Genomic DNA, 24,142 nt, shown 5'->3' on the forward strand with positions numbered 1-24,142 from the left:
AGATGAATTTGTTATCACTGACAGCAGTAGAGCTTGGAAAGAAAATCAAAGCCCATGAAGTATCAGTAGAAGAAGCTACAAGAGCCGCCTTAGAAGCCATTGCAGCAAAAGAGGATGCGGTACACAGTTTTGTTACCGTAGATGAAGAAGGCGCTATGAAGCGGGCGGCAGAAGTGCAGAAGCTTATTGACGATGGAACATTAACAGGACCTCTGGCAGGAGTGCCAGTAGCAATTAAAGATAATATGTGTACCAAAGGAATGCTGACTACCTGCAGTTCTAAAATTTTATATAACTTTATTCCGACTTATACCGCAGAAGCAGTATTAAATCTGGAAAAAGCCGGAGCAGTAATTCTTGGAAAGACCAACATGGATGAGTTTGCCATGGGAAGTACTACAGAGACTTCCGCTTTTGGCGAGACGAAGAATCCATGGAATACAGAACATGTACCGGGAGGTTCTTCCGGTGGAAGCTGTGCTGCAGTTGCAGCAGAAGAATGCTTTTATGCATTGGGTTCTGATACCGGTGGATCCATCCGTCAGCCGAGTGCATTTTGTGGTGTCACAGGAATTAAGCCAACCTATGGAACCGTATCCCGATATGGACTGATTGCCTATGGTTCTTCTTTGGATCAGATAGGACCGGTTGCCAAAGATGTGACAGACTGCGCAACCATTTTAGAGGCAATTACTTCCTATGATAAAAAGGATTCTACTTCCATTCAGAGAGAAGAGACCGATTTTACCAGTGCATTAGTCGATGATGTGAAAGGAATGAAAATCGGTATTCCAAGAGATTATTTTGGAGAAGGACTGGATGCAGAAGTAAAGGATGCTATTTTAGCAGCTGCTAAGAAATTAGAAGAAAAAGGTGCTATCGTAGAAGAGTTCGATTTGAGCCTGGTAGAATATGCAATCCCTGCTTACTATGTAATTGCAGATGCAGAAGCAAGCTCTAACCTTGCCCGTTTTGATGGCGTAAAATATGGCTATCGTACGAAAGAGTACGAAGGACTTCACAACATGTATAAGAAATCCCGTTCCGAAGGCTTCGGAGCAGAAGTAAAACGTCGTATCATGTTAGGTTCCTTTGTCTTAAGTTCCGGTTATTATGATGCATATTATCTAAAAGCACTGCGTACGAAAGCATTGATTAAGCAGGCATTTGATAAAGCATTTGCAAAATATGATGTTATCTTAGGACCGGCAGCACCGACCACCGCTCCGAAGTTGGGAGAGTCCTTAAGCGACCCGTTAAAAATGTATTTAGGCGACATTTATACTGTATCGGTGAACTTGGCAGGACTTCCGGGAATCAGCCTGCCATGCGGCATCGACAGCAAGGGGCTTCCGATTGGCATGCAGTTGATTGGAGACTGCTTCAAGGAGAAGAATATCATCCGTGCCGCATATGCCTTTGAACAGACAAGACCATATCAGCACAGCCCGTTAGCAGCAGAATAGGAGGAAAAGAAGATTATGAGTAAACAGTATGAAACCGTCATCGGACTGGAAGTCCATGTGGAACTGGCAACCAGGACCAAAATCTTCTGTGGCTGTTCTACTGCATTCGGAAGTGCACCAAATACACACACCTGTCCGGTATGTACCGGTATGCCGGGCTCTCTTCCGGTATTAAATAAACAGGTGGTAGAATATGCCATGGCAGTAGGTGTTGCCATGAATTGTGAAATCAACCAGTATTGTAAATTTGACCGTAAGAATTATTTTTATCCGGATAACCCTCAGAATTATCAGATTTCCCAGCTTTATCTTCCAATCTACCATGATGGCGGCATTGAGATTGAGACTTCCGAAGGAAAGAAAACCATTGGAATCCATGAGATTCATATGGAAGAGGATGCGGGAAAATTAGTCCATGATGACTGGGAAGATGTTTCCCTGGTGGACTATAACCGTTCCGGTGTGCCATTGATTGAGATTGTATCTGAGCCGGATATGCGTTCTGCAGAGGAAGTCATTGCTTATCTTGATAAATTGAGAATGATTGTGCAGTATCTTGGTGCATCCGACTGTAAGATGCAGGAAGGCTCCATGCGTGCAGATGTCAACTTATCTGTCCGTGAAGTAGGAGCAAAAGAATTTGGTACCCGTACCGAGATGAAAAATATCGGTTCCTTTAAAGCAATTGCAAGAGCCATAGAAGCAGAGACTGCAAGACAGATTGATCTGATTGAATCCGGTGAAAAAGTGATTCAGGAGACCAGACGATGGAATGATGACCAGGGATATTCCTATGCAATGCGTTCCAAAGAGGATGCTCAGGATTACCGTTATTTCCCGGAACCGGATCTGGTACCGATCGTAATCAGTGATGAGTGGCTGCAGCGTGTAAAGAACAGCCAGCCGGAATTAAGAGAAGCAAAACGTCAGCGTTATCAGGATGAATTCGGCCTGCCGGAATATGATGCCAACATTTTAACATCTGCAAAGAAAATGGCAGATGTTTTTGAGGCAACAACTGCAATCTGCAATAAACCAAAGAAAGTATCCAACTGGCTGATGGGCGAAACCATGCGTATTTTAAAAGAGCAGAATAAAGACCCGGAGGATATTGCATTTTCACCGGAGAATCTTGCAAAATTAATTGAGCTTACCGATGCCGGAACCATTAATGGCAATGTGGCAAAAGAAGTTTTTGAAGAGATTTTTGCTAAGGATATTAATCCGGATAAATATGTGGAAGAGAATGGACTTAAGACCGTAAATGACGAAGGTGCATTACGGGATACTATTGCAAAAGTCATTGAAGAAAATCCTCAGTCGGTAGAAGATTACCGCAATGGGAAAGAAAAGGCAATCGGTTTCTTAGTAGGTCAGACCATGAAAGCCATGAAGGGCAAAGCAAATCCTGGAATGGTAAATAAGATATTGAAAGAACTGTTATAAAGAAGTGTTATAAATAACAGGGAATGCATGCAAGCTTTTCCTTATATGTATAAAAAATCCTGCAGTATGAAGGTATCAGAAATACCTGTCATGTTGCAGGATTTTTATGTTTTTACTGTAGTCTGTCAATAAAGAGAAGCCAAACTTATGCCTTTTTTCTGGAAACAGAAGTTCTGATAAGATAGCATATGGTTCCAACTACAAATCCAATGCTGATCCACTGGGAGGTGGATAAGGCAAAGAGATGACCGCGGACGGCATCATAGCGGACATATTCTAACAGAAACCGCAGAATACCATAGACAATAAAATATATGGCAATCGTGTGCGGATAAGATTTCTTTAAATCCAGTATTGCAAGTACGACAGCAAGAATCAGAAGACAGATTGCTTCCACCAGCTGAACTGGAAACAGCGTAGTATCAGATGGCGCAATGGAATGCTCCGGGAACTGTACTGCAAAAGGTCCATCATATGGAATTCCATAACAGCAGCCGGCAAGAAAACATCCGATACGTCCGAAACCGTGAATCCATGGAATCAGATAAATCAGGTGAATGATAAAAGGCTTCCAGTCAATATGATGTATTTTTCCGGCCAGCAGAAAAAGAAGCAGTCCTCCAATCAGTCCGCCATAAAATACAAAGCCACTCTGCATAATGTAATTAAAATACTGGGGTTCTAACATACGGGACCAGTCAATGTCCCGGTAAGAAATGAATAGATACAAAAGCTTGGCGCCTAAGAAGGCGCCAAGTAATGTGTAAGCTTCTAATATAAGCATATCATCGAAGTTAAGCTTATATTTTCTGAGCGGATACAGGGCAAAAAGATTTGCCGTAATCACTCCAAGTGTGATCATAAATCCATAAGATGGGATATGAAATCCCAGAATATTCAGATAAAGTGCCATCTTTTTCCATGTATCCTTTCAAAAAACAAATATTAGAATGCGCTTGCAACAGATGCAACACATGCAACACATGCGATGTAAAGCAGTAAGCCTAATACTAATCCGATGATAGAGCATACAAGACCACCTGTAGCACATTTAGCCTGATTCTTATGTCCAACAGCGCCTAAGATAGTACCGATAAGACCTAAGATTGCTCCGATCCAGCCATAAACACCTACTGTAACTACGTCAACAACGATGGAAATAATTCCTAAAACTAATGCTGCGACACCCATTTTCATGTCCTCCTTGGTTTATAAAAATCTAATAAATTACATTGAAAGTTTAGCATTTAATAGGGAGACTGTCAAATATTGGTTGCAAATTTTGAAAAATAGTAAAAAATATCAGGTTCTGTCATATATGAAGATTTTATAAAATTATGGCTGCGAAGGTTGAGATTAAAACCGGCTTGAATTATAATAAAAGCAATGTTTTAGAATCTTAAAACAGATTTGAGAGAATAGGAGAATCAGATATGACAGAGAATGAAGACAAGAGAGAACTTGAAAATATAGATACTGTAGAAGAGACAAAGAAAGAGACCACAGATGAGAAGAAGGATGAATACGAAGAAATCTGTTACATCTGCCGCAGACCGGAAAGTGTTGCCGGTAAGATGATAAAGATTCCGAATAATATCTGCATTTGTAAAGACTGTATGCAGAGAACCTTCGACAGCATGAATAACTCTGGATTTCCAATGGGTGATTTTATACCAAATGGTCAGATGCCCAATATCAGCATGATTAATCTTTCAGATTTGCAGGGCTTTATGCCGCAGAGCCAGAAGATTAAGAAAAAGAAAACCAAAGAGGAGAAAGCAGAAGCTCCGAAATTAGATATAAAGAAGATTCCGGCACCACATAAGATTAAAGCAAGCCTGGATGAATATGTGGTTGGACAGGAATATGCCAAGAAGGTAATGTCTGTGGCAGTTTACAATCACTATAAACGTGTGGCAACCGATACGATGGATGATATTGAAATCGAGAAATCCAATATGTTAATGATTGGACCGACCGGAAGTGGTAAGACTTATCTGGTGAAGACACTGGCAAGACTTCTGGATGTGCCGCTGGCAATTACAGATGCGACTTCCTTAACTGAGGCAGGTTATATCGGAGACGATATCGAAAGCGTTGTCAGTAAATTGCTTGCAGCTGCAGATAATGATGTAGAGCGGGCAGAGCATGGCATTATTTTCATTGATGAGATTGATAAAATTGCCAAGAAGAAGAACACCAACCAGCGTGATGTCAGCGGAGAATCCGTGCAGCAGGGAATGTTAAAACTTCTTGAAGGAGCAGAAGTGGAAGTGCCGGTGGGAGCCAGCAGCAAGAATGCCATGGTTCCGATGGTTACCGTTAACACTAAGAATATTCTTTTTATCTGTGGTGGAGCTTTCCCGGATATTGAAGAGATTATCAAAGAACGTCTTAATAAGCAGGCATCTATTGGTTTCCAGGCAGATTTGAAGGATAAATATGATAATGATGAGAATCTGTTACAGAAAGTAACGGTAGAAGATGTAAAGAAGTTTGGAATGATACCGGAGTTTATCGGAAGACTTCCGATTCTCTTTACCTTGGAATCGCTTACCGTTGATATGCTGGTTCGTATTTTAAAGGAGCCGAAAAATGCTATCATCAGGCAGTATCAGAAGCTTCTGGCATTAGATGAAGTGAATCTGGTATTTGAAGAGGATGCGCTGCGGGCAATTGCAGAGAAAGCAAAAGAGAAGAAGGTCGGAGCCAGAGCACTTCGTTCCATTATTGAAGAATTTATGTTAGATATTATGTATGAGATTCCAAAGGACGAAAACATCGGCCAGGTAACGATTACAAGAGATTATATTGAGAAAAAGGGCGGCCCGCTTATCACTATGCGTGGAGTGGCAGCATTACCGGTAAACGAATAAAATAAAAGAAAATAAGTGCCGGAGCTTATATGGAAGATTGTAAAGACGCACCATACTCGGAAGAATATTACGACCTTCTGGTTTCCTATCTGAGCCTTGAAAATGAATATCTTCCGGGAGGCTGTATCCAGAATATTGATAAAGATTTTAATGTAGTCTATTTGCAGAGTGCAGGCTTGCCGAAGCTGGATATTGACCAGTATACCTATTCGGCAATTCCAAAATGTTTTACCATATTAGACGAAGAGGCATTGCAGGCAGGCGGAATCATAAGGGTACAGAGTCAGCCAAATCTTGCTTTGAGAGGGCAGGGTGTTCTGATTGGATTTGTGGATACCGGAATTGATTATCAGAATGAAGTATTCCGTAATTCTGATGGCAGCAGCCGTATATTAAGAATCTGGGATCAGAGCATTCGAAGTGAAGATACACCAGAGGGATTCCTCTATGGAACGGAATATACAAAAGAACAGATCGATATGGCATTGTTAACAGATGCACCTCTTCGGGTAGTACCTCACCGGGATGAAGAAGGACATGGTACCTTTATGGCAGGTCTTGCGGCAGGAAGCGAAAAACTTTCGGAGAAATTTGCCGGAGTAGCACCCTATGCACAGATTGCCATGGTAAAGCTGAAGCCGGCAAAGAAATATTTAAGGCGTTTTTATTATATTCCGGAAGGTGCAAAGGCTTATCAGGAAAATGATATTATGGCGGGGGTGGCATATCTGACCAGACTGGCGGAACGATATCGCCGCCCTCTGGTGATTTATCTTGGGCTTGGAAGCAATTCCGGGGATCACAGTGGAAACAGTGTGATTTCGTATTATCTTAATTATGTTTCCTTCAAGCGGAATACGGCAGTTGTGGTAGCAGCAGGGAATGAAGCTACTGCCAGACATCATTATTACGGAGAAGTTGCATTCGGGCAGCAGAGTGATGTGGTAGAAGTAGATGTGGAAGATGCAGTGGCGGGTTTCCATATTGAAATGTGGGCAAAGGCTCCGGAGCTTTATTCGGTGCGGATTATATCGCCAACGGGAGAGCGGACGGCAGGTGTCCGGGTGCAGCAGGATGGCAGAGAGGTATACCGTTTTGTATTTGAAAATACACAGGTTATCATTGATTACCACATTGTTGGCACTGCCACAGGAGATCAGCTTATTTATATCCGGTTTGACCGGCCCACCAGAGGCATCTGGACGATTGAGGTAAATGGCGATTACAGTATAGAAGGAAGATATCACATGTGGCTTCCGATTACCGGACTGATTGCCGGTGATATTTCTTTTATTCGTTCTAATCCGGATACGACAATTACCATGCCGGGAAATGCAGCTGCACCGATGACAGTAGGTGGATACAATGCAGGAAATGACAGTATTTATCTGAATTCCAGCAGAGGATACACTGCATCGGGACTGGTAAAGCCGGATTTTGCAGCACCGGGTGTCAATGTGATTGGACCGGCACCGGGCAACCGGTTTGAGGCAAGAAGTGGTACCAGCATTGCAGCGGCAATTACTGCAGGAGCTGCAGCACTGTATCTGGAATGGGCAGTAGAGCGTGGTTATAATACTGATATTACAAATGCAGAAATTAAAAATGATTTTATCCGCGGTGCGGTGCGGTTAGAAAGCAGAGTTTATCCGAACCGGGAATGGGGATATGGAACCTTAAATCTCTATCAGACCTTCGAACAGTTGCGCCGGACATAGGAGGTTCTTGTTTGCATAGAATAACTGCTTCTGTGGGATTCTATATAGAAAACACGAAGCAGGAGGGTAAAGATGAAGCAGGAACATGCAATTGATTTACGAAAGGCAGCCATTATCGGATGTGGGTTTGTCGGCTCTGCCACTGCATTTACACTGATGCAGAGCAAGCTCTTTTCCGAACTGGTTCTAATTGATGTGGATAAAGCAAGAGCGGAAGGAGAGGCCATGGATATCAGCCATGGAATGCCATTTGCCGCACCGATGAAAATATATGCCGGCAGTTATGATGACATTGTGGATGCCGACATTATTATCATTACGGCGGGAGCAAACCAGAAACCGGGAGAAACAAGGCTTGAGCTGGTAAAGAAAAATGTAGCCATTTACAAAAATATTATCCCGGAAATTGCTAACAGAAGGTGTCGTGGCATATTACTCATCGTATCGAATCCGGTGGATATACTGACGCTGGCAGCATTGAAATTATCCGGTTTTCCGGAAAACCGGGTAATCGGTTCCGGAACTGTATTGGATACTGCCCGGTTAAAAAATATGCTGGGAAAACAGCTTGGCATCGACAATCGTGGTGTGCATGCATTTATTGTAGGAGAACACGGAGACAGCGAGGTGGCGGTATTCAGTTCTGCCAACGTATCCGGTATTCCGTTGGAACAGATTTATAAGCTGCGTGGCTATGAGGAATATGAAAGTCATACGAAGCGTATATATGAAGAAGTAAAGAACAGTGCTTATGAAATCATAGAGCGTAAGCAGGCAACCTATTATGGGATTGCAATGGCGATTAAGCGGATTTGTGAATGTATTGTCCGGGATGAACATTCGGTGCTTCCGGTGTCCAGTCTGATGCATGGGCAATATGGCATTTCCGATATCGTGCTGAGCATGCCGGCAGTGGTGGATGCCGGTGGCGTGGAGCAGATTCTTCCGGTGTCATTAGACGAAGAAGAGCGGGCAAGGCTTCATGCGTCAGCAAAAGCACTGCGGGATGTGATTGCTGACATAGGATTATAGAGCAGGCGGAATAGAAAGAGAGAAAGAAAAGGACAGAAGAAATCAGGCAGGACAAAAGAAGGAGGAGTTTCCATGAAATATTTATTACTGGTGGCATCCATTTTCGGGCTGGACGAAGGAATCAAGCAGCGGATTGATAAGAAGGAGCCGTTGGGAAAAGAAAGAAGAGTTCCAAAGCTTCCGGTTGTAATTGAAAAATATTATAACAATGGAGCCGCATTGAATCTTTTAGCGAAGAAACCGAAAATTATGCTGGGGTTACACAGTGCATGCATGGCAGGACTGATGACCATATATGGATTTGTATTAAGAAAAGGAAATACAGGACTGAAAACCGGTATGAGTATGATGGTTGGCGGCGGATTAAGCAATCTCTGGGACAGAATTCATAAGAAGCATGTGGTGGATTATATCCGCTTTGATACACCGTGGAAACGCTTTTCAAGAATTGTATTTAATATTTCCGATTTCTTTATTTTTATCGGAGCAGCAGTTTCTATGTTGTTTGCATACAGGTAAGAAAACGGGATTGCAGCCAACGGTAGTAATACCGAAGGGAGCAATCCCATTTTTCTTAATCAAATTCGTTCGTTATATCTTAATCAACATAAAAAATCATTATTAAAAATCAAATTCTATATCTGAGAAAGGTACATTGAAAAACCTTGATTATTGCAACTATTTAATTACTGTTACGTTAGTTGCCTGAGGACCCTTGGCGCCTTCTGTTACGTCAAATTCTACTGCTGCGCCTTCTTCTAAGGATTTGTAACCATCCATGTTAAGTCCTGAGTAGTGTACGAATACATCATTACCTTCTGCATCAGAGATGAATCCGTAACCTTTCTGGTTATTAAACCATTTAACTGTACCGTTCATTATAGTACCTCCACAAAAATTATCTAGCCATATGGCTATGCTTAGAATAGCATAATTTATTTTAAAAGTAAAGAAAATTAGTTGATATCGGTATAGGGGATATCATGCCCGGCAAAAAATTTGCGTATCAGCATATCCCATTCCTGGTCGAAGGTGTGGTCTAAGGTAAAACTGCGGTAAGATACGCCATTGGTACAGGAAAGAATACCATCCTGAAATTTGATGTTTAAGAAAACTCCGTTCAAATCCTGGGTGGTCAGACCACTTTTGCTTACTTCCAGAGTATTTTTAAGATTCTTTGGAGAAAGCTGAAAGATAAAGCGGAAATAGGAGGGGGTATGTTTTCCTTTGATCAGGGCGAAGCAGTTTTCACGCAGCATGCCAAAAGGCAGGCAGCTTAAACCGGTTAGTTCCAGTTCATTCAGTTCTTCCGGACTGTAGAAATCCGGTACAAGATGTCCGTCGATTTCATAGGAACCTTTTCCACGGATGGCAGCTTCTGATAATAAGAAGTGGTCAAATAAATCCGTGCGAAGTAATTTATTCATAAAATCCTTTACCTGTAAAAGTTGTATTGCAATCATAGTATCCTCCTCATTTTTAAAGTGTAACACAAACCGGATAGAAAAAACAGAGAAAGTATTGTAGAATGTCTATGAAAAGAAGCAGATCGAAAGGAAATGATATGAGAAAACAAAGATTATTAACCGGTATTACAGGAATACTTATGGCATTTCTGCTTGCCGGCTGTAATACGTCATCCGTTGAAGAATGGGTAGATGAAGTAGTAGAAGATATCAATGGACAGATACCGGATAATACCTTGCTTCCGGTAGAGTCGGTTTCAGAGGAAAAATATGTATATGGCCAGCTTACGGAAGAAGAACAGCTTGTTTATGATGAGATGCTGGATGCTATTTTAAATCATCGGGAGGAGGTGGCAGTTGCTACATTAGATAAAGACGTACTGGCAAAAATGTATGAAGCAATTATGGCAGACTATGGCGGACTCTTCTGGGTGGATGGCTATTCCTATACGGAATATTCTAGGGCCGGTGTATTGACCGGGCTTAAGTTTGCACCGAAGTATACAATGGATGAAGCTGCAAGACAGGAGACACAGGCGGCAATTGATGAAAAGGTCGATGTGCTGCTTGGCGGCATTTCATCCGAGGACAGTGATTACCAGAAAGCACGGTTTATATTTGATACGCTGGTGCGTACGGTAAATTATGACCTTAATGCAGAGAATAATCAGAATATCATCAGTGTATTTCTAGAGGGAAGAACGGTGTGCCAGGGCTATGCCTGTGCCACAAAATATCTGATGGATTTATTAGATATTCCATGTACGATAGTGACAGGAACTGCCAATGGAGAACCACATGCATGGAATCTCATCGAACTGGATGGAGCCTATTATTATATGGATACTACCTGGGGTAATCCAACTTCCAACAGTCCGGATGACTTCGGAGATGTAGCTGAAGTGGTAGATTATTGCTTTTTTACTGCAACTACAGAAGAGTTATTTCAGACCCACAGCCCCAATGTGAATTTTTCATTGCCGGAATGCAATTGCCTGGATGACAGTTATTTTGTGCAGGAAAATTGTTATTTTAAGGACTGGTATCCGGAAGACATCGGAGCATTATTTACAGAGCTTGACAGCCACCCTGTACAGATGAAGTTTGAGGATGAGGCAGTTTATGGGCAGGCACAGCAGTTTTTCATTGAAGAAGGGCATATCGGGGATTATTATACCGTGGATAGTTCCTTATTTTATATGAAAAATGAGACAATGCGGGTACTTACTTTCCTGAAAAAATAAAATATTTGTGAAATATTATAAAAATTTAAATATCCTCTTTTCAAAACGTAATATTTATGATAATATGACATAGTAATGAAAACTACTTGTTATTACAAAGAAAAACATAACATATAATTTTAAACATTGCGTACATACTATAAGAGAGATGACTACGCAATCAGGAGGATAGAAAATGAGCTACAAAATCATAGTAGACAGCTGTGGAGAGTTATTCGATGATATGAAAGCAGATGGAAGATTCCAGTCTGTTCCGTTAGAGCTTGAGGTAGATGGATACCATGTGGTGGATGATGAATCCTTTGATCAACTGGAGTTTATTCGCAGGGTAAAGGAAAGCAGGCATAGCCCGAAGTCATCCTGCCCATCTCCACAGAGATATGTGGAAGCATATTTAGGAGAAGCAGAGCATGTATATGTAGTAACACTTTCCGGTAAATTAAGCGGTTCTTATAACAGTGCAGAGTTGGCAAAGAAGCTTTATTTAGAAGAACATAGGGCAAAACAGATTCATGTATTTGATTCCTGTTCCGCATCCATTGGAGAGACTCTGATTGCAGAAAAGATACAGGAATCAGAGGAAGCCGGAAAGAGCTTTGAAGAAGTGGTTGCTGAGACAGAAAAATATATTAAAGACCAGCAGACCTTCTTTGTATTAGAGACTTTAGAGACTCTGCGTAAAAACGGCAGACTCAGTAACCTGAAAGCCTGGGTTGCCGGGGCATTAAATATCAAGCCGGTAATGGGGGCCACGCCCGAGGGTACAATCTGTCAGCTGGGACAGGCAAGGGGAATGGCAAAGGCATTGGACTATATGGTTAATGAAATTGTAAAGAGAACGAAAGAGTGTGAAAAGAAGATTTTATCCATCGCGCATTGCAATTGTCCGGAACGTGCAAAACAGGTAAAAGAAAAATTGGAAAAGCTGGCAAAATTTAAAGATATCAGAATTGTAAATACTGCAGGAGTCAGCACCATGTATGCCAATAATGGCGGTGTTATTGTAGCAGTTTAAAAAATAGCAGATAAAAAGAAAACAGATAAAGGAAAACAGAATCGGTGCAAACCGGTTCTGTTTTCTTTTGCTGTCGGTAACAAAATGGAGCATCCGCATATAGTAATAACAGACGATTGCAAGGCAAGGAGGGATGAAATGCAAATCGCAATCATTGGAGCAGATGAAAGAACACCGGCATTGAAACGTTGTCTGACGGAATCAGGAATTGGAATCATAGAAATAACGGAGCAGAATATTCGGCGACTGATGCAGAGTCAGATTATTGTATTACCGTTGCGGGCACTGGAGGAGGATGGCAGAATCAGAGGAAGCAGGGTAAAAATAGGAATGGTATTATCCTATGCAGCGGAGAGAAGTGTTATTTATGGAGGTTGTTTCCCGGAGGTTCTGACACGAAGACCATCAGGGCGGCGGATACGGCTGGTTGATTATATGGAAGATGAAGTCTTTAGAAATGAGAATGCCGGACTGACAGCAGAAGGCTGCCTTGTAGAAGCAATGACAAAGAGCAGGTGCTGCGTGAAAGGAAGAAACTGTCTGGTGGCAGGTTTTGGTTATTGTGGAAGAGCCATGGCAAAGCTGCTTTTATCTTTGGAAGCGGAAGTAACTGTTTATGATATAAAGGAAGATTGCCAGCGGGTGGCAATGGAAATGGGGTGTAGCTTGTGGCAGGAGAATGCAGAGGAGCAGAACTTTGAGTGGATTTTTCATATGGCAGATAAACCATGCCCAATAGACACAGTCTTAAAATGGTGCGATGAGAAAACATATCTATGGGATATTACAACTGGTGGCGGACTTCCGGCAGAGGAGTTAGAAGAAAAAGGTATTCATGTGGAACATCTTACTGCCGTTCCTGGAAGAATACTGACAGAAAGTGCAGGAATCATTCTTGCACGGATGATAGAAAGAGGAGCAGCAGATTATGGAAGAGTATAAGCTTACATTAGGACTTGGAATTACCGGCTCTTTCTGTACTTTTGGGAAGATACTCCGGACGACAGAAGCACTGGTGCAAAAAGGAATAAAAGTTATTCCGGTATACTCCAGACATGCAGGAACTTTGGATACCAGATTTATGACAGCGGAAGTATTTCAAAACAGAATGCAGGAGATTACAGGAGAAAGGGGAATTCAAAGTATCGTGCAGGCAGAAACCATCGGTCCGTCAGGACTTTTTGATGTGATGGCAATTGCACCATGTACCGGAAATACCATGGCAAAGCTGCAGCAGGGCATTGTAGATACCACAGTGCTTATGGCAGCCAAAGCGCATCTTAGAAATGAAAAACCGTTGGTGCTGGCAATTTCTACCAATGATGCTTTGTCCATGAATCTTAGAAATATCGGACTGCTGATGAATATGAAGCATATCTATTTTGTGCCTTTCCGGCAGGATGATTATCAGAAGAAACCCCATTCTCTGGTGGCGGATTTTAACCGGTTAGAGGAGACTATTGCTGCAGCAATGAAAGAAAAACAGCTGCAGCCGGTGGTGCTGTCTCCGATGCCGGTAGATTATAAATGAAGGTCAATCTTATATTCACTGAGCCAGTAATGAATCTGCAGGAGATAAGCAATCATCTGAGGACCTGCCATAAGCTGGCCATACCATGGTTTGCCATAGTCTCCTTCCTGATTTAAGAATTGCATAGTCTTTTCTTTATCAATCAGTGCAAGAAGGGGACTTTCCCCGGTGGTCAGCAGCACACTCAGACGCTGACGCAGGAGCTGTTCATAGTAAGGATGGTAGGTCTTAGGATAAGGACTTTTCTTGCGGAAAGTAATGGTGTCCGGAAGATAGTTTTTTGCACACTGCCGCAAAAGGTTTTTCACAAGACCATCTTTTGCCTTCATTTCCCATGGCACATTAAAGACATAGGAAACCAGGTTTTTATCTGCAAAAGGAACGCGGGCTTCCAGACCGGAGAACATACTGGTGCGGTCCATGCGGTTTAGCAGAGTCTGCATAAAGTAGCGGATGTTAAGATAGGAAATACGCCGGCGGCTGCATTCCGTATCATTGTCCGATGGCAGAATATCGACCTCTGCAATGGCATTTTCATAAGAACTTTGCACATAGGAATCTAAGGACAGTGCATCTGCAATTTCGTCTTTTAAGAAGGACTTGCGGAAAGACAAATCCGGTGTCCATGGAAACGTGTTGCAGGAAAGAAAATTCTTCCGGTGAAACCACGGATAGCCGCCGAAAACTTCATCGGCACATTCTCCGGTCAGGACTACCTTATGCTGCTTACTGACTTCCCGGCAGAAGAAGAGCAGGGATGAGTCAACGTCAGCCATACATGGAAGGTCATGGGCTTTCATGGAAGCAAAAAGTAAGTCAGCCTGGGAGCGGTTGTCACAGGTCAGATATTGATGCTCACTCTTAACATAGTCTTTCATAATATCCACAAAGGGACGGTCTTCGGAGGGCTGAAAATCATTTGCCTTAAAGTAACGGGAATTATCTGTAAAGTCAAAGGAATAGGTAGAAAGAGTCTGCCCTTCTTTTCTTAATTCTTCCGCACAGACCGAAGAGACAAGACTGGAATCCAACCCGCCGGAAAGAAAGGTGCAGATAGGAACATCGGAAACCATCTGCCGGCGGATGGACTGTAACAGCAGCTCTTTTGTGTGGACAACGGTTTCTTCATAGCTGTCTGTATGTGGATGGCTTTCTAATCGGAAGTAACAGTAATCTTTCAGTCCGGAAGCACTGAAAGTGAGGTAATGTCCCGGCAGACATTCAGCCATATGCTCATAAACTGCGTTGCCGGGGTTCCTGGCAGGACCAAGACCAAAGATTTCGGAGAGTCCTGTTTTATTTACCGAAGGGATGCAGCCGGGATAACAGAAAATTCCCTTCGGCTCGGAAGAAAAGATAAGTGTGTCATGAAAAAGCCGGTAAAAGAGCGGCTTTACACCAAAGGCATCCCGGAAGAGATAGAGAAGCTGATGAGCCTCATCATAAATGGCAAAAGCGAAAATACCATTCATTTTCCGGACAAAGGACGGTCCTTCAAAAAGAAATCCATTTAAAATGACTTCTGTATCGGAATGAGTACGAAAGGTCATGCCATGGGAAACCAGTTCCTCACGGAGTTCTTTCGTATTATAAAGTTCTCCATTATAGACGATGGTGAAGTCTGCGTCACAATAATGTCTGGTCATAGGCTGAAGTCCACCATGAGGATCAATAATGGCAAGCCGGGTGTGGGAAAACCCTGTATGAGAGGTTAAATAAATACCATGGGAGTCCGGCCCGCGGTGATAAAGTGCGTCACTCATATCAGATAGAATGTTACGATAATAAGGCTCCCTTTCTAAAAAATCAGTATGTAAATTACAAAAACCGGAAATACCGCACATAGCAATTCTCAATTCATTTTTTGTAGTAATCTATGCATTTCCCTGAATAAAAAGTACAAAAAAGAAGAGAGATTTATGAAAGAGAGGAAGCATTTTCTAGGTGCAAAGCACAGGTAAGGAGTTGCCGGCAGTAAGTTGTGCGGGTTATAATAAAAAAGATGAAACTATTTTTCCGGCTGGAACGTCTAATTTACAGAAAGCAAAGGTTGAAAGGCTTTCTTTGCATATGCAGGTTTTCGGAAAGAGAAGAGGAAACAGGAATGAAGAAGAGAGGAATCGCAAAAGCGGTGGAGCAGGAAATCCTTGCATCCTATGAACAGCTTTACCGGCTGGCAATTACCTATGTAAAGAACGAACAGGACGCAATGGATGTAGTGCAGGAAAGTGCATATAAGGCAATGAAAAATGCCGGTCAGGTGAAGGAAGAAACCTATATTAAGACCTGGCTCTGGCGGATTGTTATAAATACGTCACTGGATATGTGCAAGAAACAGAAGCGTATCGTAAGTGGAGTATTTATCCCGGAAGAAGCAAAAGAAGATGTATACAAAGACTGGGATATGCTGGCAGCGTTGGAAGAATTAGAAGAACGGGAAAGAACCATTGTGATATTAAAATATTTTGAAGAATGGAAAATAGATGATATTGCAGATCTTCTGAAAGAAAATCCAAACACCGTAAAATCAATCCTGTATCGCAGCTTAAAGAAATTAAAGATAAAGATGTCCAGGGAGGAAATAGCATGAACCATGAGAAAATAGACAGGATGAAGCAGGAATATGAGCAGATAGAAGTCCCGGAAGCATTGAAAACGCAGGTGGAAGCCGGAATCAGAAAAGGAAAGAGGGATACCACGAAAGGCAGTATCCGCTTTTTAAAAGGAGCAGCAACGGTAGCGGCAGCTATGGTTGCACTGGTGATTTCGGTAAATGTAAGCCCGACAATAGCCCATGCCATGGAAGAGGTTCCATTACTTGGCACAATTGTAAAGGTAGTGAACTTTTCTACATATTCTGATGTACAGGATGATAAGAATATGGAAGCAAATGTAGACATTCCCCAGGTGGCAGTGACAAATCAGGATGGGGAAGTATTATCGGATGAGACGGACGAGCTGAATCAGGAAGTGAAAAAGTATGCCGGTGGTATTATTAAGTCTTATCAGTCTGATGTAGCTTCCATTGAAGATGGTGAGAATGGTAATGAGGCAGTGAATTCGTCTTATCAGGTAGTGACAGATAACGACCGGCTGTTTGCTTTAAGAATTGATACTTCCATTGTAATGGCAGGATCGAACCAGTATACGAAAATCTATAATATAGATAAGAAAACCGGAAATACCATTACATTAAATGATTTATTTCAGAAGGATTCCGATTATCTGGACCGGATTTCAGAGGAAATAGAAAAGCAGATGAAGGAAAATATGGAAAAAGACAGTAACCTGCAATACTTCTTAGACAAGGATGTAGATGGCTACAGCTTTGATGGAATTAAGAATGATGTAAATTTCTATGTCAACAAAGAAGGAGAGCTGACCATTGTTTTTGATAAATATGAAGTAGCACCGGGTTATATGGGAATTGTAGAATTTACGATTCCGACCAGTGTGGTTTCTGATATTATAAAGGACGGATATCTGCAATAATATGACAAAGATGGTGCGTACTAGGCATTTATAGTAATCGAAAACTCCCCCGGATATTGGAAGAAATTTCAATATCCGGGGGAGTTCTTATGCTATATCATGAGATACTTTTATTTTTTGAAGTTAGCTCTCTTTCTTAAGGTCGGGTCAAGAATACGTTTACGGATACGTAAGGATTCCGGAGTAACCTCTAAGAGCTCGTCAACATCGATAAAGTCTAATGCCTGCTCTAAGGAAAGTATCTTTGGTGGAACAAGGGTCAGCGCTTCGTCTGCGGAAGAAGAACGTGTATTGGTTAAGTGTTTCTTCTTACATACGTTTAATTCAATGTCTTCCGGTTTAGAGGAAGAACCGATAACCATACCGGAGTAAACCTTTACACCGGCTCCGATGAAGAGAGTACCACGCTCCTGAGCGGAGAACAGACCGTAAGTTACGGATTCGCCGGATTCGAAAGCAATCAGGGAACCAAGTTTACGATAAGCAATATCTCCCTTGTATGGAGCATAGCCATTGAAAATGGTATTGATGATACCATTTCCTTTGGTGTCGGTTAAGAAGTCTCCACGGTAACCGATAAGACCACGGGATGGAATGTTAAATTCCATACGGGTATAGCCGCCGCTGATTGGACGCATATCAACCATTTCACCTTTACGCTGGCTTAATTTATCAATAACAGTACCGGTGAATTCATCCGGAACGTCAACATAAGCTAATTCCATAGGCTCTAATTTCTTGCCGTTTTCATCAGTGTGGTAAAGAACTTCAGCCTTGCTGACTGCAAATTCATAACCTTCACGACGCATATTTTCGATTAATACGGAAAGATGTAACTCACCACGTCCGGAAACCTTGAAGCAGTCTGCACTGTCGGTTTCTTCTACACGAAGGCTGACATCGGTATTTAACTCACGGAACAGTCTGTCTCTTAAGTGACGGGAAGTAATGAATTTACCTTCCTGTCCTGCAAGCGGGCTGTCGTTGACCATGAAATTCATGGAAAGAGTAGGCTCGGAAATCTTCTGGAAAGGAATGGCAACCGGGTTGTCTGTTGCACAGATGGTATCACCGATATGGATGTCTGCAATACCGGAAATAGCAACGATAGAACCGATTTTCGCTTCCTTTACTTCTACTTTATTCAGACCATCAAATTCGTATAATTTGCTGATTTTGACTTTTTTCTGTTTGTCAGGCTCGTGGTGGTTTACTACGATAGCATCCTGATTTACCTTTAAGACACCGTTGTCTACTTTACCAACACCGATTCGTCCAACGTATTCATTATAATCAATGGTACTGATAAGAACCTGGGTGTTTGCATCCGGGTCACCGGTAGGAGCCGGGATGTAGTCGATAATGGTTTCGAATAAAGGAGTCATATCCTTGCGCTCATCGTTTAAATCTCTCATGGCGTAACCATCTCTTGCAGAAGCGAAGATGAAGGGGCAGTCTAACTGTTCTTCAGAAGCGTCTAAATCCATGAAAAGCTCTAATACTTCATCAATAACTTCTTCTGGTCTTGCTTCCGGACGGTCAATTTTATTGATACATACGATAACCGGCAGATTCAGTTCCAGTGCTTTCATAAGAACGAATTTGGTCTGTGGCATAGCACCTTCAAATGCATCTACTACAAGAATAACACCGTTTACCATTTTCAGAACTCGCTCAACCTCACCACCGAAGTCGGCGTGGCCAGGAGTATCAATGATATTAATTTTTACATCTTTGTAGAATACAGCGGTATTCTTAGAAAGAATGGTAATACCACGTTCACGCTCAATATCGTTGGAATCCATGACACGTTCCTGGACTTCCTGATTGGCACGGAATACACCACTCTGTTTCAACAGCTCGTCGACCAGAGTAGTTTTACCGTGGTCAACGTGGGCGATGATAGCTATGTTTCTAATATCGTCTCTTGTTGTTTTCATATAAAATCCTTCCTTCTATCAGTGCATAAAATTCAGTTTCTTCTTATATATAATGCCTGTCTGTAAATGACCGGCGTTCTTATTCTACCACATATTGAAAAATACGCAAGTATTTCTTTCTTTACAGGAAATTGCTTTCCTGTAAAGTAAAAACGCTCCGCGAGGATGCGCACTGCGGCGTATAAGGTAGATGTCGCAAGCGACCGCCGCAGGCGCGAGAATGTGCCAAGGCACATTCTTTGTTTAAGGACACAGCGCATATGCAGGGAAAAGCGGCTTTATGCATAATATATCCAAAAGGTTATCGACAGATTTTGATGAGTTTCATCCCGTTGGAATGGTACTGTAAAACCGTTCGAAAACACACTAAATAAAGGAGAAAAAATTCATGGCAGATAAGATTTTAGAAAACAACCAGGTATCCATTGTAGGGGAGATTATTTCCGATTTCCAATACAGTCATGAAGTGTATGGGGAAGGCTTTTATATGGTAGAGGTAGCGGTCAGCAGATTAAGTAATTTTTCCGACTACATTCCATTGATGATTTCAGAGCGTCTGATTGACACTTCGCAGAGTTACATAGGACAGAAGGTATATGTGACCGGACAGTTCCGTTCCTATAACAGACATGAGGAACTTAAGAACCGGCTGGTTCTCTCCGTATTCGTCCGGGAGATTGAGTTTATTGAAGAAGAGACAGAGGAGATGAAGAGCAACCAGATTCTTCTTGATGGCTATATCTGTAAAGACCCGATTTACCGTAAGACTCCTCTTGGAAGAGAGATTGCAGACTTGCTGGTGGCGGTAAACCGTTCCTATGGGAAATCGGACTATATCCCATGCATCTGCTGGGGAAGAAATGCAAGATTTGCCGCAAGATTTGAGGTGGGTGTACATGTGCAGATCTGGGGCAGAATCCAGAGCAGGGAGTATGTCAAACGCTTAAATGAGGATGAGGTAGAGAAGCGTACCGCCTATGAAGTATCCGTGAGCAAAATTGAATATATGGAATAAAAAATAATTGAGAAAACATGAAACATACAGACATTGCTTTTTATTGGAAATTGTGGTATCGTAAGTAAATCTGGGATTAAGAGTCCCTGTAAGAATTGGCATGGAGGTTTGTCATGGAAAAGGGTTTCGTACAGATTTATTATGGTGCAGGTCGTGGAAAGACCAATGCTGCACTGGGCAATGCGTTGCGGGCAGCCGGAGAGAATAAGAGTGTAATTATTATCCAGTTTTTAAAAGGAAAAACAGATGATCAGATTGCTTATATGAAGCAGTTAGAGCCGGAAATCAAGGTATTCCGTTTTGAAAAATCAGAAGAGAATTATGATGAACTGCCGGAAGAAAGACAGGCAGAAGAGAAACTCAATATGAAAAACGGACTGAATTTTGCCAAGAAAGTGCTGGTTACCGGTGAATGCAATGTACTGATTCTGGATGAAGTTCTGGGCCTTATTGATGCAGGAGTAATATCTTCGGAAGAATTAGAAGCTGTTTTAAAAGCAAAGATGGATGAAACAGAGATTATTATGACCGGAAGGGTATTAGAAGAATCCATTCGCAGCTATGCTGACGAGATTTATAAGATTACTGCGGAAAAATAAGGAAGAAAATGTAAAATGTCCGCACAGGACGTTGACAGATAGTATCAGCGGTGCTATATTGAGGTAAGAAATTTAATATATGAAGGTAGAGGTTGCGTGAGACAAGAGTACTTGGTCGGATATGGCAGACATAGAAGAAGACATAAGGAAAGGGGAACACGCCGAAAGGTTATTTTTCCTGCAAAGAATAATCTTGGGCATGGATTGAAGAAGTTCATGACTGTCATCTTGTAATAAGATGGGGCGCTATCGGTATGATCCATAATAATTTAAGTGGAATATCAACCGGCTCCCTGTGAGCCGGTTTTTTTACTTTACAGGAAATTGCTTTCCTGTAAAGTAAAAAACGCTCCGCGAGGATGCGTACTGCGGCGTATAAGGTAGATGCCGCAAGCGACCGCCGCAGGCGCGGGAATGTGCCAAGGCACATTCTTTTTATGCTGGTAATAAAAGCAAAACAAACGATATCTTCATACAATAAATAAGATACTTATAAAGTGGAGGAAAAAGAACATGTCTATTTACAAAGGTTCCGGAGTTGCAATTGTAACCCCGATGAAAGCAAATGAAGAAGTTAACTATGACAAATTAGCAGAATTAATTGAAGAACAGATTTCTGAAGGTACAGACTGTATCGTAATTGCAGGAACAACAGGAGAGAGTTCTACCTTATCCATGGAAGAACATCACAAAGTAATCTGTGCAGCAGTAGAATTTGCAAAACACAGAGTTCCAGTAGTAGCAGGAACCGGTTCTAACTCAACGGAGACAGCAATCCAGTTGACCCAAGAAGCAGAAGAAGCAGGAGCAGACGGAGCACTTATCGTAACTCCATATTATAATAAGGCAACACAGAAAGGTTTAATCGGACATTATTCTAAGATTGCACAGGAAACAAGACTTCCGATTATTATGTATAATGTACCGGGAAGAACCGGATGTAACCTTCTGCCGGAGACAGTTGCAGAATTATTCCGCACCCAGGAAAATATTGTTGGATTAAAAGAAGCAACCGGTAACCTTGCACAGGCATCTAAGACCATGTACTTAACCGATGGAAAGCTTGATTTATATTCCGGAGAAGACGGACTGGTTGTACCACTTATGTCCATTGGCGGAATCGGAGTAATTTCCGTATGGGCAAACCTTGCTCCGGCAAAAGTGCATAATATGTGTGAAAGCTTCTTCAAAGGCGACCTTGCAACAGCAAATCAGTTACAGAGAGAAGCCCTTCCATTGATTGATGCATTATTCTGTGAAGTAAACCCGATTCCGGTAAAAGAAGCATTAAATCTTATGGGCAAGAACGTCGGACCGCTTCGTTCCCCGCTTTGCGAGATGGAGCCAGCCAATAAGGAGAGACTGATTCAGGCAATGCGTACATATGGATTAAAATTAGTATAAGAAACTGGAGATGATAGAGATGACAAAAGTAATCATGCATGGCTGTAATGGAAAAATGGGTCAGGTAATAACCGGCCTGATTGCGCAGGACGAAGATGTGAAAATTGTAGCCGGAATTGATACCTATGATGAAAAGAAAAATGATTATCCGGTATATAAGACCATCCGGGAATGCCAGATTGCAGCAGATGTTGTGATTGATTTTTCAAATGCGAAGGCAGTAGATGAACTGTTAAATTACTGTGGCGAGAAGAAGCTTCCGCTGGTACTTTGCACCACCGGTTTATCCGAAGACCAGCTGGCGAAAGTTACTGAGACCAGCAAAGAGACTGCAATTTTAAAATCTGCCAATATGTCACTTGGAATCAATACCTTAATGGATTTATTGCAGACTGCTATAAAGAAGCTTGCACCTGCCGGCTTTGATGTGGAAATCGTAGAGAAACATCATAACCAGAAGCTGGATGCGCCGAGTGGAACTGCTCTTGCATTAGCAGATGCCATGAACGAAGCTATGGACAATACCTATTCCTATAAATTAGACAGGAGCAGTGAGCGGAAGAAGAGAGATGCAAAAGAAATCGGTATTCAGGCAGTCCGTGGAGGAAGCATTGTTGGTGAACATGAAGTAATCTTTGCAGGAACTGATGAAGTGATTGAATTTAAGCATACGGCATATTCTAAGGCAATCTTTGGGAAAGGAGCTGTAGAAGCAGCAAAGTTCTTAAAGGGAAAACCTGCCGGAATGTATGATATGCATGATGTAATCCGTGCAGAGTAGAGTTGGGCACGCATATAATTACAAAATAAGAAATCCCCGGTATCATATCCGAAAAAGATATGATACCGGGGATTTAATATTTACGCATAGTTCGTTTTACAATAACTGGATACCTGCATCTGCTGCAGCCTTGCACATGTCTTCCGGCCAGAGAGAAGACTGGACTTCTCCGATATGGGCCTTACGAAGGAAGAACATACAGATACGGGACTGTCCGATTCCTCCACCGATGGTATATGGAAGTTTGCCATCAATGATTGCTTTCTGGAAAGGAAGCTTAGCACGTTCCGGGCAGCCTGCTTTATCAAGCTGTGAGAGCAGTGCAGCCTTGTCTACACGGATTCCCATGGAAGATAATTCCAGTGCAATATCAAGGACAGGATAGTATACTAAGATGTCGGCATTTAAAGACCAGTCATCGTAGTCCGGGGCACGTCCGTCATGACGCTCGCCGGATTCTAAGACATCACCAATCTGTAAGATGCAGACAGCACCCTTTGCCTTGGTTATGTAATATTCACGCTCCTTTGGAGTATTTTCAGGGAACATATCCTCTAATTCCTGAGTGGTAATGAAGAAGATATCATGCGGAAGAATCTCTTCAATATAATCGTACTGGATAGCCATATATTTTTCTGTTTTACGAAGACATTTGTATACAGTACGGACAGTATCTTTTAAAGTTTCCATGCTGCGGTCTTTCTTTGCAATGACTTTTTCCCAGTCCCACTGGTCTACGAAGATAGAGTGGATATTATCTGCGATTTCATCGCGGCGGATAGCATTCATATCGGTGTAAAGACCTTCGCCCTCTTTGAAATCATAATGCTTTAAGGCATAACGTTTCCATTTAGCAAGAGAGTGAACAACTTCTGCTTTACGCTCATTCTGTTCTTTGATGGTGAACGTAACCGGACGCTCCACACCATTTAAGTTATCATTTAATCCGGAATCAGGGTCAACGAAAAGTGGTGCTGAAACACGGGAAAGGTTTAAACGCAGGGAAAGCAGATTCTGGAAGAAATCTTTCACTGTTTTAATCGCAATCTGTGTATCATGCAGGTTAAGTTGAGACTGATAATTTTTTGGTATAATCAGATGTTCCATAATAGCTCCT

Annotated in this window: 23 protein-coding genes and 1 riboswitch; of the genes, 16 read left to right on the forward strand and 7 right to left on the reverse strand. The window is 42.1% G+C overall.

Annotated elements, in window-relative coordinates:
• The first annotated feature begins 2 nt into the window (after window positions 1-2).
• On the forward strand, window positions 3-1,466 hold the full coding sequence (gene gatA / locus DWY37_RS08585) for an Asp-tRNA(Asn)/Glu-tRNA(Gln) amidotransferase subunit GatA (protein ID WP_118541501.1): 1,464 nt from the start codon (window positions 3-5) through the stop codon (window positions 1,464-1,466).
• Between the two features lie 15 nt (window positions 1,467-1,481).
• Window positions 1,482-2,912, forward strand: a complete 1,431-nt coding sequence (gatB, locus tag DWY37_RS08590) for an Asp-tRNA(Asn)/Glu-tRNA(Gln) amidotransferase subunit GatB (protein WP_118541499.1) — start codon at window positions 1,482-1,484, stop codon at window positions 2,910-2,912.
• A gap of 145 nt (window positions 2,913-3,057) precedes the next feature.
• Here the strand turns inward: gatB and DWY37_RS08595 are convergent, their stop codons facing one another.
• Together DWY37_RS08595 and DWY37_RS08600 are read right to left on the reverse strand one after the other, a co-directional pair.
• The gene (locus DWY37_RS08595; protein ID WP_117699109.1) at window positions 3,058-3,825 is read right to left on the reverse strand and encodes a prolipoprotein diacylglyceryl transferase; all 768 of its coding nucleotides are present in this window, start codon (window positions 3,823-3,825) and stop codon (window positions 3,058-3,060) included.
• A gap of 32 nt (window positions 3,826-3,857) precedes the next feature.
• A complete protein-coding gene (locus tag DWY37_RS08600) occupies window positions 3,858-4,103 on the reverse strand; it encodes a hypothetical protein (RefSeq protein ID WP_117699110.1) in 246 nt (81 codons plus the stop codon).
• Window positions 4,104-4,345: 242 nt separating this feature from the next.
• On the opposite strand from DWY37_RS08600, the gene clpX reads away from it, so the two are divergent.
• From clpX to DWY37_RS08620, 4 genes are all read left to right on the forward strand, one after another.
• Entirely contained in the window at window positions 4,346-5,788 is a 1,443-nt protein-coding gene (gene clpX, locus DWY37_RS08605; RefSeq protein ID WP_117698946.1) for an ATP-dependent Clp protease ATP-binding subunit ClpX, read from the forward strand.
• A 29-nt stretch (window positions 5,789-5,817) separates the two neighbouring features.
• Window positions 5,818-7,506 carry a S8 family peptidase gene (locus DWY37_RS08610; RefSeq protein WP_118056934.1) on the forward strand — a complete coding sequence of 563 codons (1,689 nt, stop codon included), beginning with the start codon at window positions 5,818-5,820 and terminating at the stop codon, window positions 7,504-7,506.
• Window positions 7,507-7,578: 72 nt separating this feature from the next.
• Window positions 7,579-8,538 carry an L-lactate dehydrogenase gene (locus DWY37_RS08615; protein WP_118544493.1) on the forward strand — a complete coding sequence of 320 codons (960 nt, stop codon included), beginning with the start codon at window positions 7,579-7,581 and terminating at the stop codon, window positions 8,536-8,538.
• 72 nt (window positions 8,539-8,610) lie between these two features.
• A complete protein-coding gene (locus DWY37_RS08620) occupies window positions 8,611-9,057 on the forward strand; it encodes a signal peptidase II (protein WP_118541497.1) in 447 nt (148 codons plus the stop codon).
• Between the two features lie 159 nt (window positions 9,058-9,216).
• On the opposite strand, the gene DWY37_RS08625 is transcribed toward DWY37_RS08620, so the two are convergent.
• Window positions 9,217-9,417 (reverse strand): cold-shock protein, encoded by a 201-nt coding sequence (locus DWY37_RS08625; RefSeq protein WP_022242668.1) that lies wholly within the window; start codon window positions 9,415-9,417, stop codon window positions 9,217-9,219.
• Between the two features lie 77 nt (window positions 9,418-9,494).
• Window positions 9,495-10,001, reverse strand: a complete 507-nt coding sequence (locus DWY37_RS08630; protein WP_118056933.1) for a DUF5721 family protein — start codon at window positions 9,999-10,001, stop codon at window positions 9,495-9,497.
• Between the two features lie 101 nt (window positions 10,002-10,102).
• Between DWY37_RS08630 and DWY37_RS08635 the strand changes: the two genes are divergently transcribed.
• The 4 genes from DWY37_RS08635 to DWY37_RS08650 all read left to right on the forward strand — a co-directional run bounded on the left by DWY37_RS08635 (window position 10,103) and on the right by DWY37_RS08650 (window position 13,794).
• Window positions 10,103-11,248, forward strand: a complete 1,146-nt coding sequence (locus tag DWY37_RS08635) for a transglutaminase domain-containing protein (RefSeq protein WP_158575683.1) — start codon at window positions 10,103-10,105, stop codon at window positions 11,246-11,248.
• 175 nt (window positions 11,249-11,423) lie between these two features.
• A complete protein-coding gene (locus tag DWY37_RS08640; protein WP_118541493.1) occupies window positions 11,424-12,263 on the forward strand; it encodes a DegV family protein in 840 nt (279 codons plus the stop codon).
• Between the two features lie 138 nt (window positions 12,264-12,401).
• Entirely contained in the window at window positions 12,402-13,205 is an 804-nt protein-coding gene (locus DWY37_RS08645; RefSeq protein ID WP_158552119.1) for a hypothetical protein, read from the forward strand.
• Window positions 13,192-13,794, forward strand: a complete 603-nt coding sequence (locus DWY37_RS08650; protein WP_118541490.1) for a dipicolinate synthase subunit B — start codon at window positions 13,192-13,194, stop codon at window positions 13,792-13,794. The genes DWY37_RS08645 and DWY37_RS08650 overlap by 14 nt, the downstream gene beginning before the upstream one ends.
• Here the strand turns inward: DWY37_RS08650 and asnB are convergent.
• Window positions 13,785-15,638, reverse strand: a complete 1,854-nt coding sequence (asnB, locus tag DWY37_RS08655; RefSeq protein WP_118541488.1) for an asparagine synthase (glutamine-hydrolyzing) — start codon at window positions 15,636-15,638, stop codon at window positions 13,785-13,787. The two genes, DWY37_RS08650 and asnB, sit on opposite strands and share 10 nt — an antisense overlap.
• 260 nt (window positions 15,639-15,898) lie before the next feature.
• On the opposite strand from asnB, the gene DWY37_RS08660 reads away from it, so the two are divergent.
• Window positions 15,899-16,384, forward strand: coding sequence for a sigma-70 family RNA polymerase sigma factor (locus DWY37_RS08660; protein ID WP_117698937.1), 486 nt, complete (start codon window positions 15,899-15,901; stop codon window positions 16,382-16,384).
• Window positions 16,381-17,286: an RsiV family protein gene (locus tag DWY37_RS08665; protein ID WP_117698936.1), complete on the forward strand. Its 906-nt coding sequence runs from the start codon at window positions 16,381-16,383 to the stop codon at window positions 17,284-17,286. Before DWY37_RS08660 ends, DWY37_RS08665 begins: the two co-directional genes overlap by 4 nt.
• A gap of 110 nt (window positions 17,287-17,396) precedes the next feature.
• On the opposite strand, the gene typA is transcribed toward DWY37_RS08665, so the two are convergent.
• On the reverse strand, window positions 17,397-19,226 hold the full coding sequence (typA, locus tag DWY37_RS08670) for a translational GTPase TypA (RefSeq protein ID WP_117698935.1): 1,830 nt from the start codon (window positions 19,224-19,226) through the stop codon (window positions 17,397-17,399).
• Window positions 19,227-19,614: 388 nt separating this feature from the next.
• On the opposite strand from typA, the gene DWY37_RS08675 reads away from it, so the two are divergent.
• From DWY37_RS08675 to dapB, 4 genes are all read left to right on the forward strand, one after another.
• On the forward strand, window positions 19,615-20,241 hold the full coding sequence (locus DWY37_RS08675; RefSeq protein ID WP_022242678.1) for a single-stranded DNA-binding protein: 627 nt from the start codon (window positions 19,615-19,617) through the stop codon (window positions 20,239-20,241).
• A 113-nt stretch (window positions 20,242-20,354) separates the two neighbouring features.
• Complete coding sequence (locus tag DWY37_RS08680) at window positions 20,355-20,840, forward strand: cob(I)yrinic acid a,c-diamide adenosyltransferase (RefSeq protein ID WP_117696739.1); 486 nt, start codon at window positions 20,355-20,357, stop codon at window positions 20,838-20,840.
• A 78-nt stretch (window positions 20,841-20,918) separates the two neighbouring features.
• A riboswitch (Lysine riboswitch) is annotated at window positions 20,919-21,097 on the forward strand.
• A 256-nt stretch (window positions 21,098-21,353) separates the two neighbouring features.
• Window positions 21,354-22,244: a 4-hydroxy-tetrahydrodipicolinate synthase gene (gene dapA, locus DWY37_RS08685; RefSeq protein WP_117840761.1), complete on the forward strand. Its 891-nt coding sequence runs from the start codon at window positions 21,354-21,356 to the stop codon at window positions 22,242-22,244.
• 19 nt (window positions 22,245-22,263) lie between these two features.
• Window positions 22,264-23,025, forward strand: coding sequence for a 4-hydroxy-tetrahydrodipicolinate reductase (gene dapB, locus DWY37_RS08690; protein ID WP_022242681.1), 762 nt, complete (start codon window positions 22,264-22,266; stop codon window positions 23,023-23,025).
• A gap of 96 nt (window positions 23,026-23,121) precedes the next feature.
• Here dapB and asnA read toward each other — a convergent pair whose 3' ends face one another.
• Window positions 23,122-24,132, reverse strand: a complete 1,011-nt coding sequence (gene asnA, locus DWY37_RS08695; protein ID WP_022242682.1) for an aspartate--ammonia ligase — start codon at window positions 24,130-24,132, stop codon at window positions 23,122-23,124.
• Window positions 24,133-24,142: the final 10 nt, after the last annotated feature.

Source organism: Roseburia sp. AF25-13LB, assembly GCF_003478915.1.
Lineage (GTDB): Bacteria > Bacillota > Clostridia > Lachnospirales > Lachnospiraceae > Roseburia_C > Roseburia_C amylophila.

Bases quoted from the DNA above. Each gene is read 5' to 3' on its own strand.
- DWY37_RS08660 (WP_117698937.1), top strand. From the start codon at position 15,899: ATGAAGAAGAGAGGAATCGCAAAAGCGGTGGAGCAGGAAATCCTTGCA.
- DWY37_RS08635 (WP_158575683.1), top strand. From the start codon at position 10,103: ATGAGAAAACAAAGATTATTAACCGGTATTACAGGAATACTTATGGCA.
- DWY37_RS08625 (WP_022242668.1), bottom strand. From the start codon at position 9,417: ATGAACGGTACAGTTAAATGGTTTAATAACCAGAAAGGTTACGGATTC.
- DWY37_RS08610 (WP_118056934.1), top strand. From the start codon at position 5,818: ATGGAAGATTGTAAAGACGCACCATACTCGGAAGAATATTACGACCTT.
- DWY37_RS08640 (WP_118541493.1), top strand. From the start codon at position 11,424: ATGAGCTACAAAATCATAGTAGACAGCTGTGGAGAGTTATTCGATGAT.
- DWY37_RS08645 (WP_158552119.1), top strand. From the start codon at position 12,402: ATGCAAATCGCAATCATTGGAGCAGATGAAAGAACACCGGCATTGAAA.
- asnA (WP_022242682.1), bottom strand. From the start codon at position 24,132: ATGGAACATCTGATTATACCAAAAAATTATCAGTCTCAACTTAACCTG.
- DWY37_RS08600 (WP_117699110.1), bottom strand. From the start codon at position 4,103: ATGGGTGTCGCAGCATTAGTTTTAGGAATTATTTCCATCGTTGTTGAC.
- DWY37_RS08650 (WP_118541490.1), top strand. From the start codon at position 13,192: ATGGAAGAGTATAAGCTTACATTAGGACTTGGAATTACCGGCTCTTTC.
- dapB (WP_022242681.1), top strand. From the start codon at position 22,264: ATGACAAAAGTAATCATGCATGGCTGTAATGGAAAAATGGGTCAGGTA.
- DWY37_RS08630 (WP_118056933.1), bottom strand. From the start codon at position 10,001: ATGATTGCAATACAACTTTTACAGGTAAAGGATTTTATGAATAAATTA.
- DWY37_RS08615 (WP_118544493.1), top strand. From the start codon at position 7,579: ATGAAGCAGGAACATGCAATTGATTTACGAAAGGCAGCCATTATCGGA.
- typA (WP_117698935.1), bottom strand. From the start codon at position 19,226: ATGAAAACAACAAGAGACGATATTAGAAACATAGCTATCATCGCCCAC.
- asnB (WP_118541488.1), bottom strand. From the start codon at position 15,638: ATGTGCGGTATTTCCGGTTTTTGTAATTTACATACTGATTTTTTAGAA.
- dapA (WP_117840761.1), top strand. From the start codon at position 21,354: ATGTCTATTTACAAAGGTTCCGGAGTTGCAATTGTAACCCCGATGAAA.
- gatB (WP_118541499.1), top strand. From the start codon at position 1,482: ATGAGTAAACAGTATGAAACCGTCATCGGACTGGAAGTCCATGTGGAA.
- DWY37_RS08675 (WP_022242678.1), top strand. From the start codon at position 19,615: ATGGCAGATAAGATTTTAGAAAACAACCAGGTATCCATTGTAGGGGAG.
- DWY37_RS08665 (WP_117698936.1), top strand. From the start codon at position 16,381: ATGAACCATGAGAAAATAGACAGGATGAAGCAGGAATATGAGCAGATA.
- clpX (WP_117698946.1), top strand. From the start codon at position 4,346: ATGACAGAGAATGAAGACAAGAGAGAACTTGAAAATATAGATACTGTA.
- gatA (WP_118541501.1), top strand. From the start codon at position 3: ATGAATTTGTTATCACTGACAGCAGTAGAGCTTGGAAAGAAAATCAAA.
- DWY37_RS08595 (WP_117699109.1), bottom strand. From the start codon at position 3,825: ATGGCACTTTATCTGAATATTCTGGGATTTCATATCCCATCTTATGGA.
- DWY37_RS08680 (WP_117696739.1), top strand. From the start codon at position 20,355: ATGGAAAAGGGTTTCGTACAGATTTATTATGGTGCAGGTCGTGGAAAG.
- DWY37_RS08620 (WP_118541497.1), top strand. From the start codon at position 8,611: ATGAAATATTTATTACTGGTGGCATCCATTTTCGGGCTGGACGAAGGA.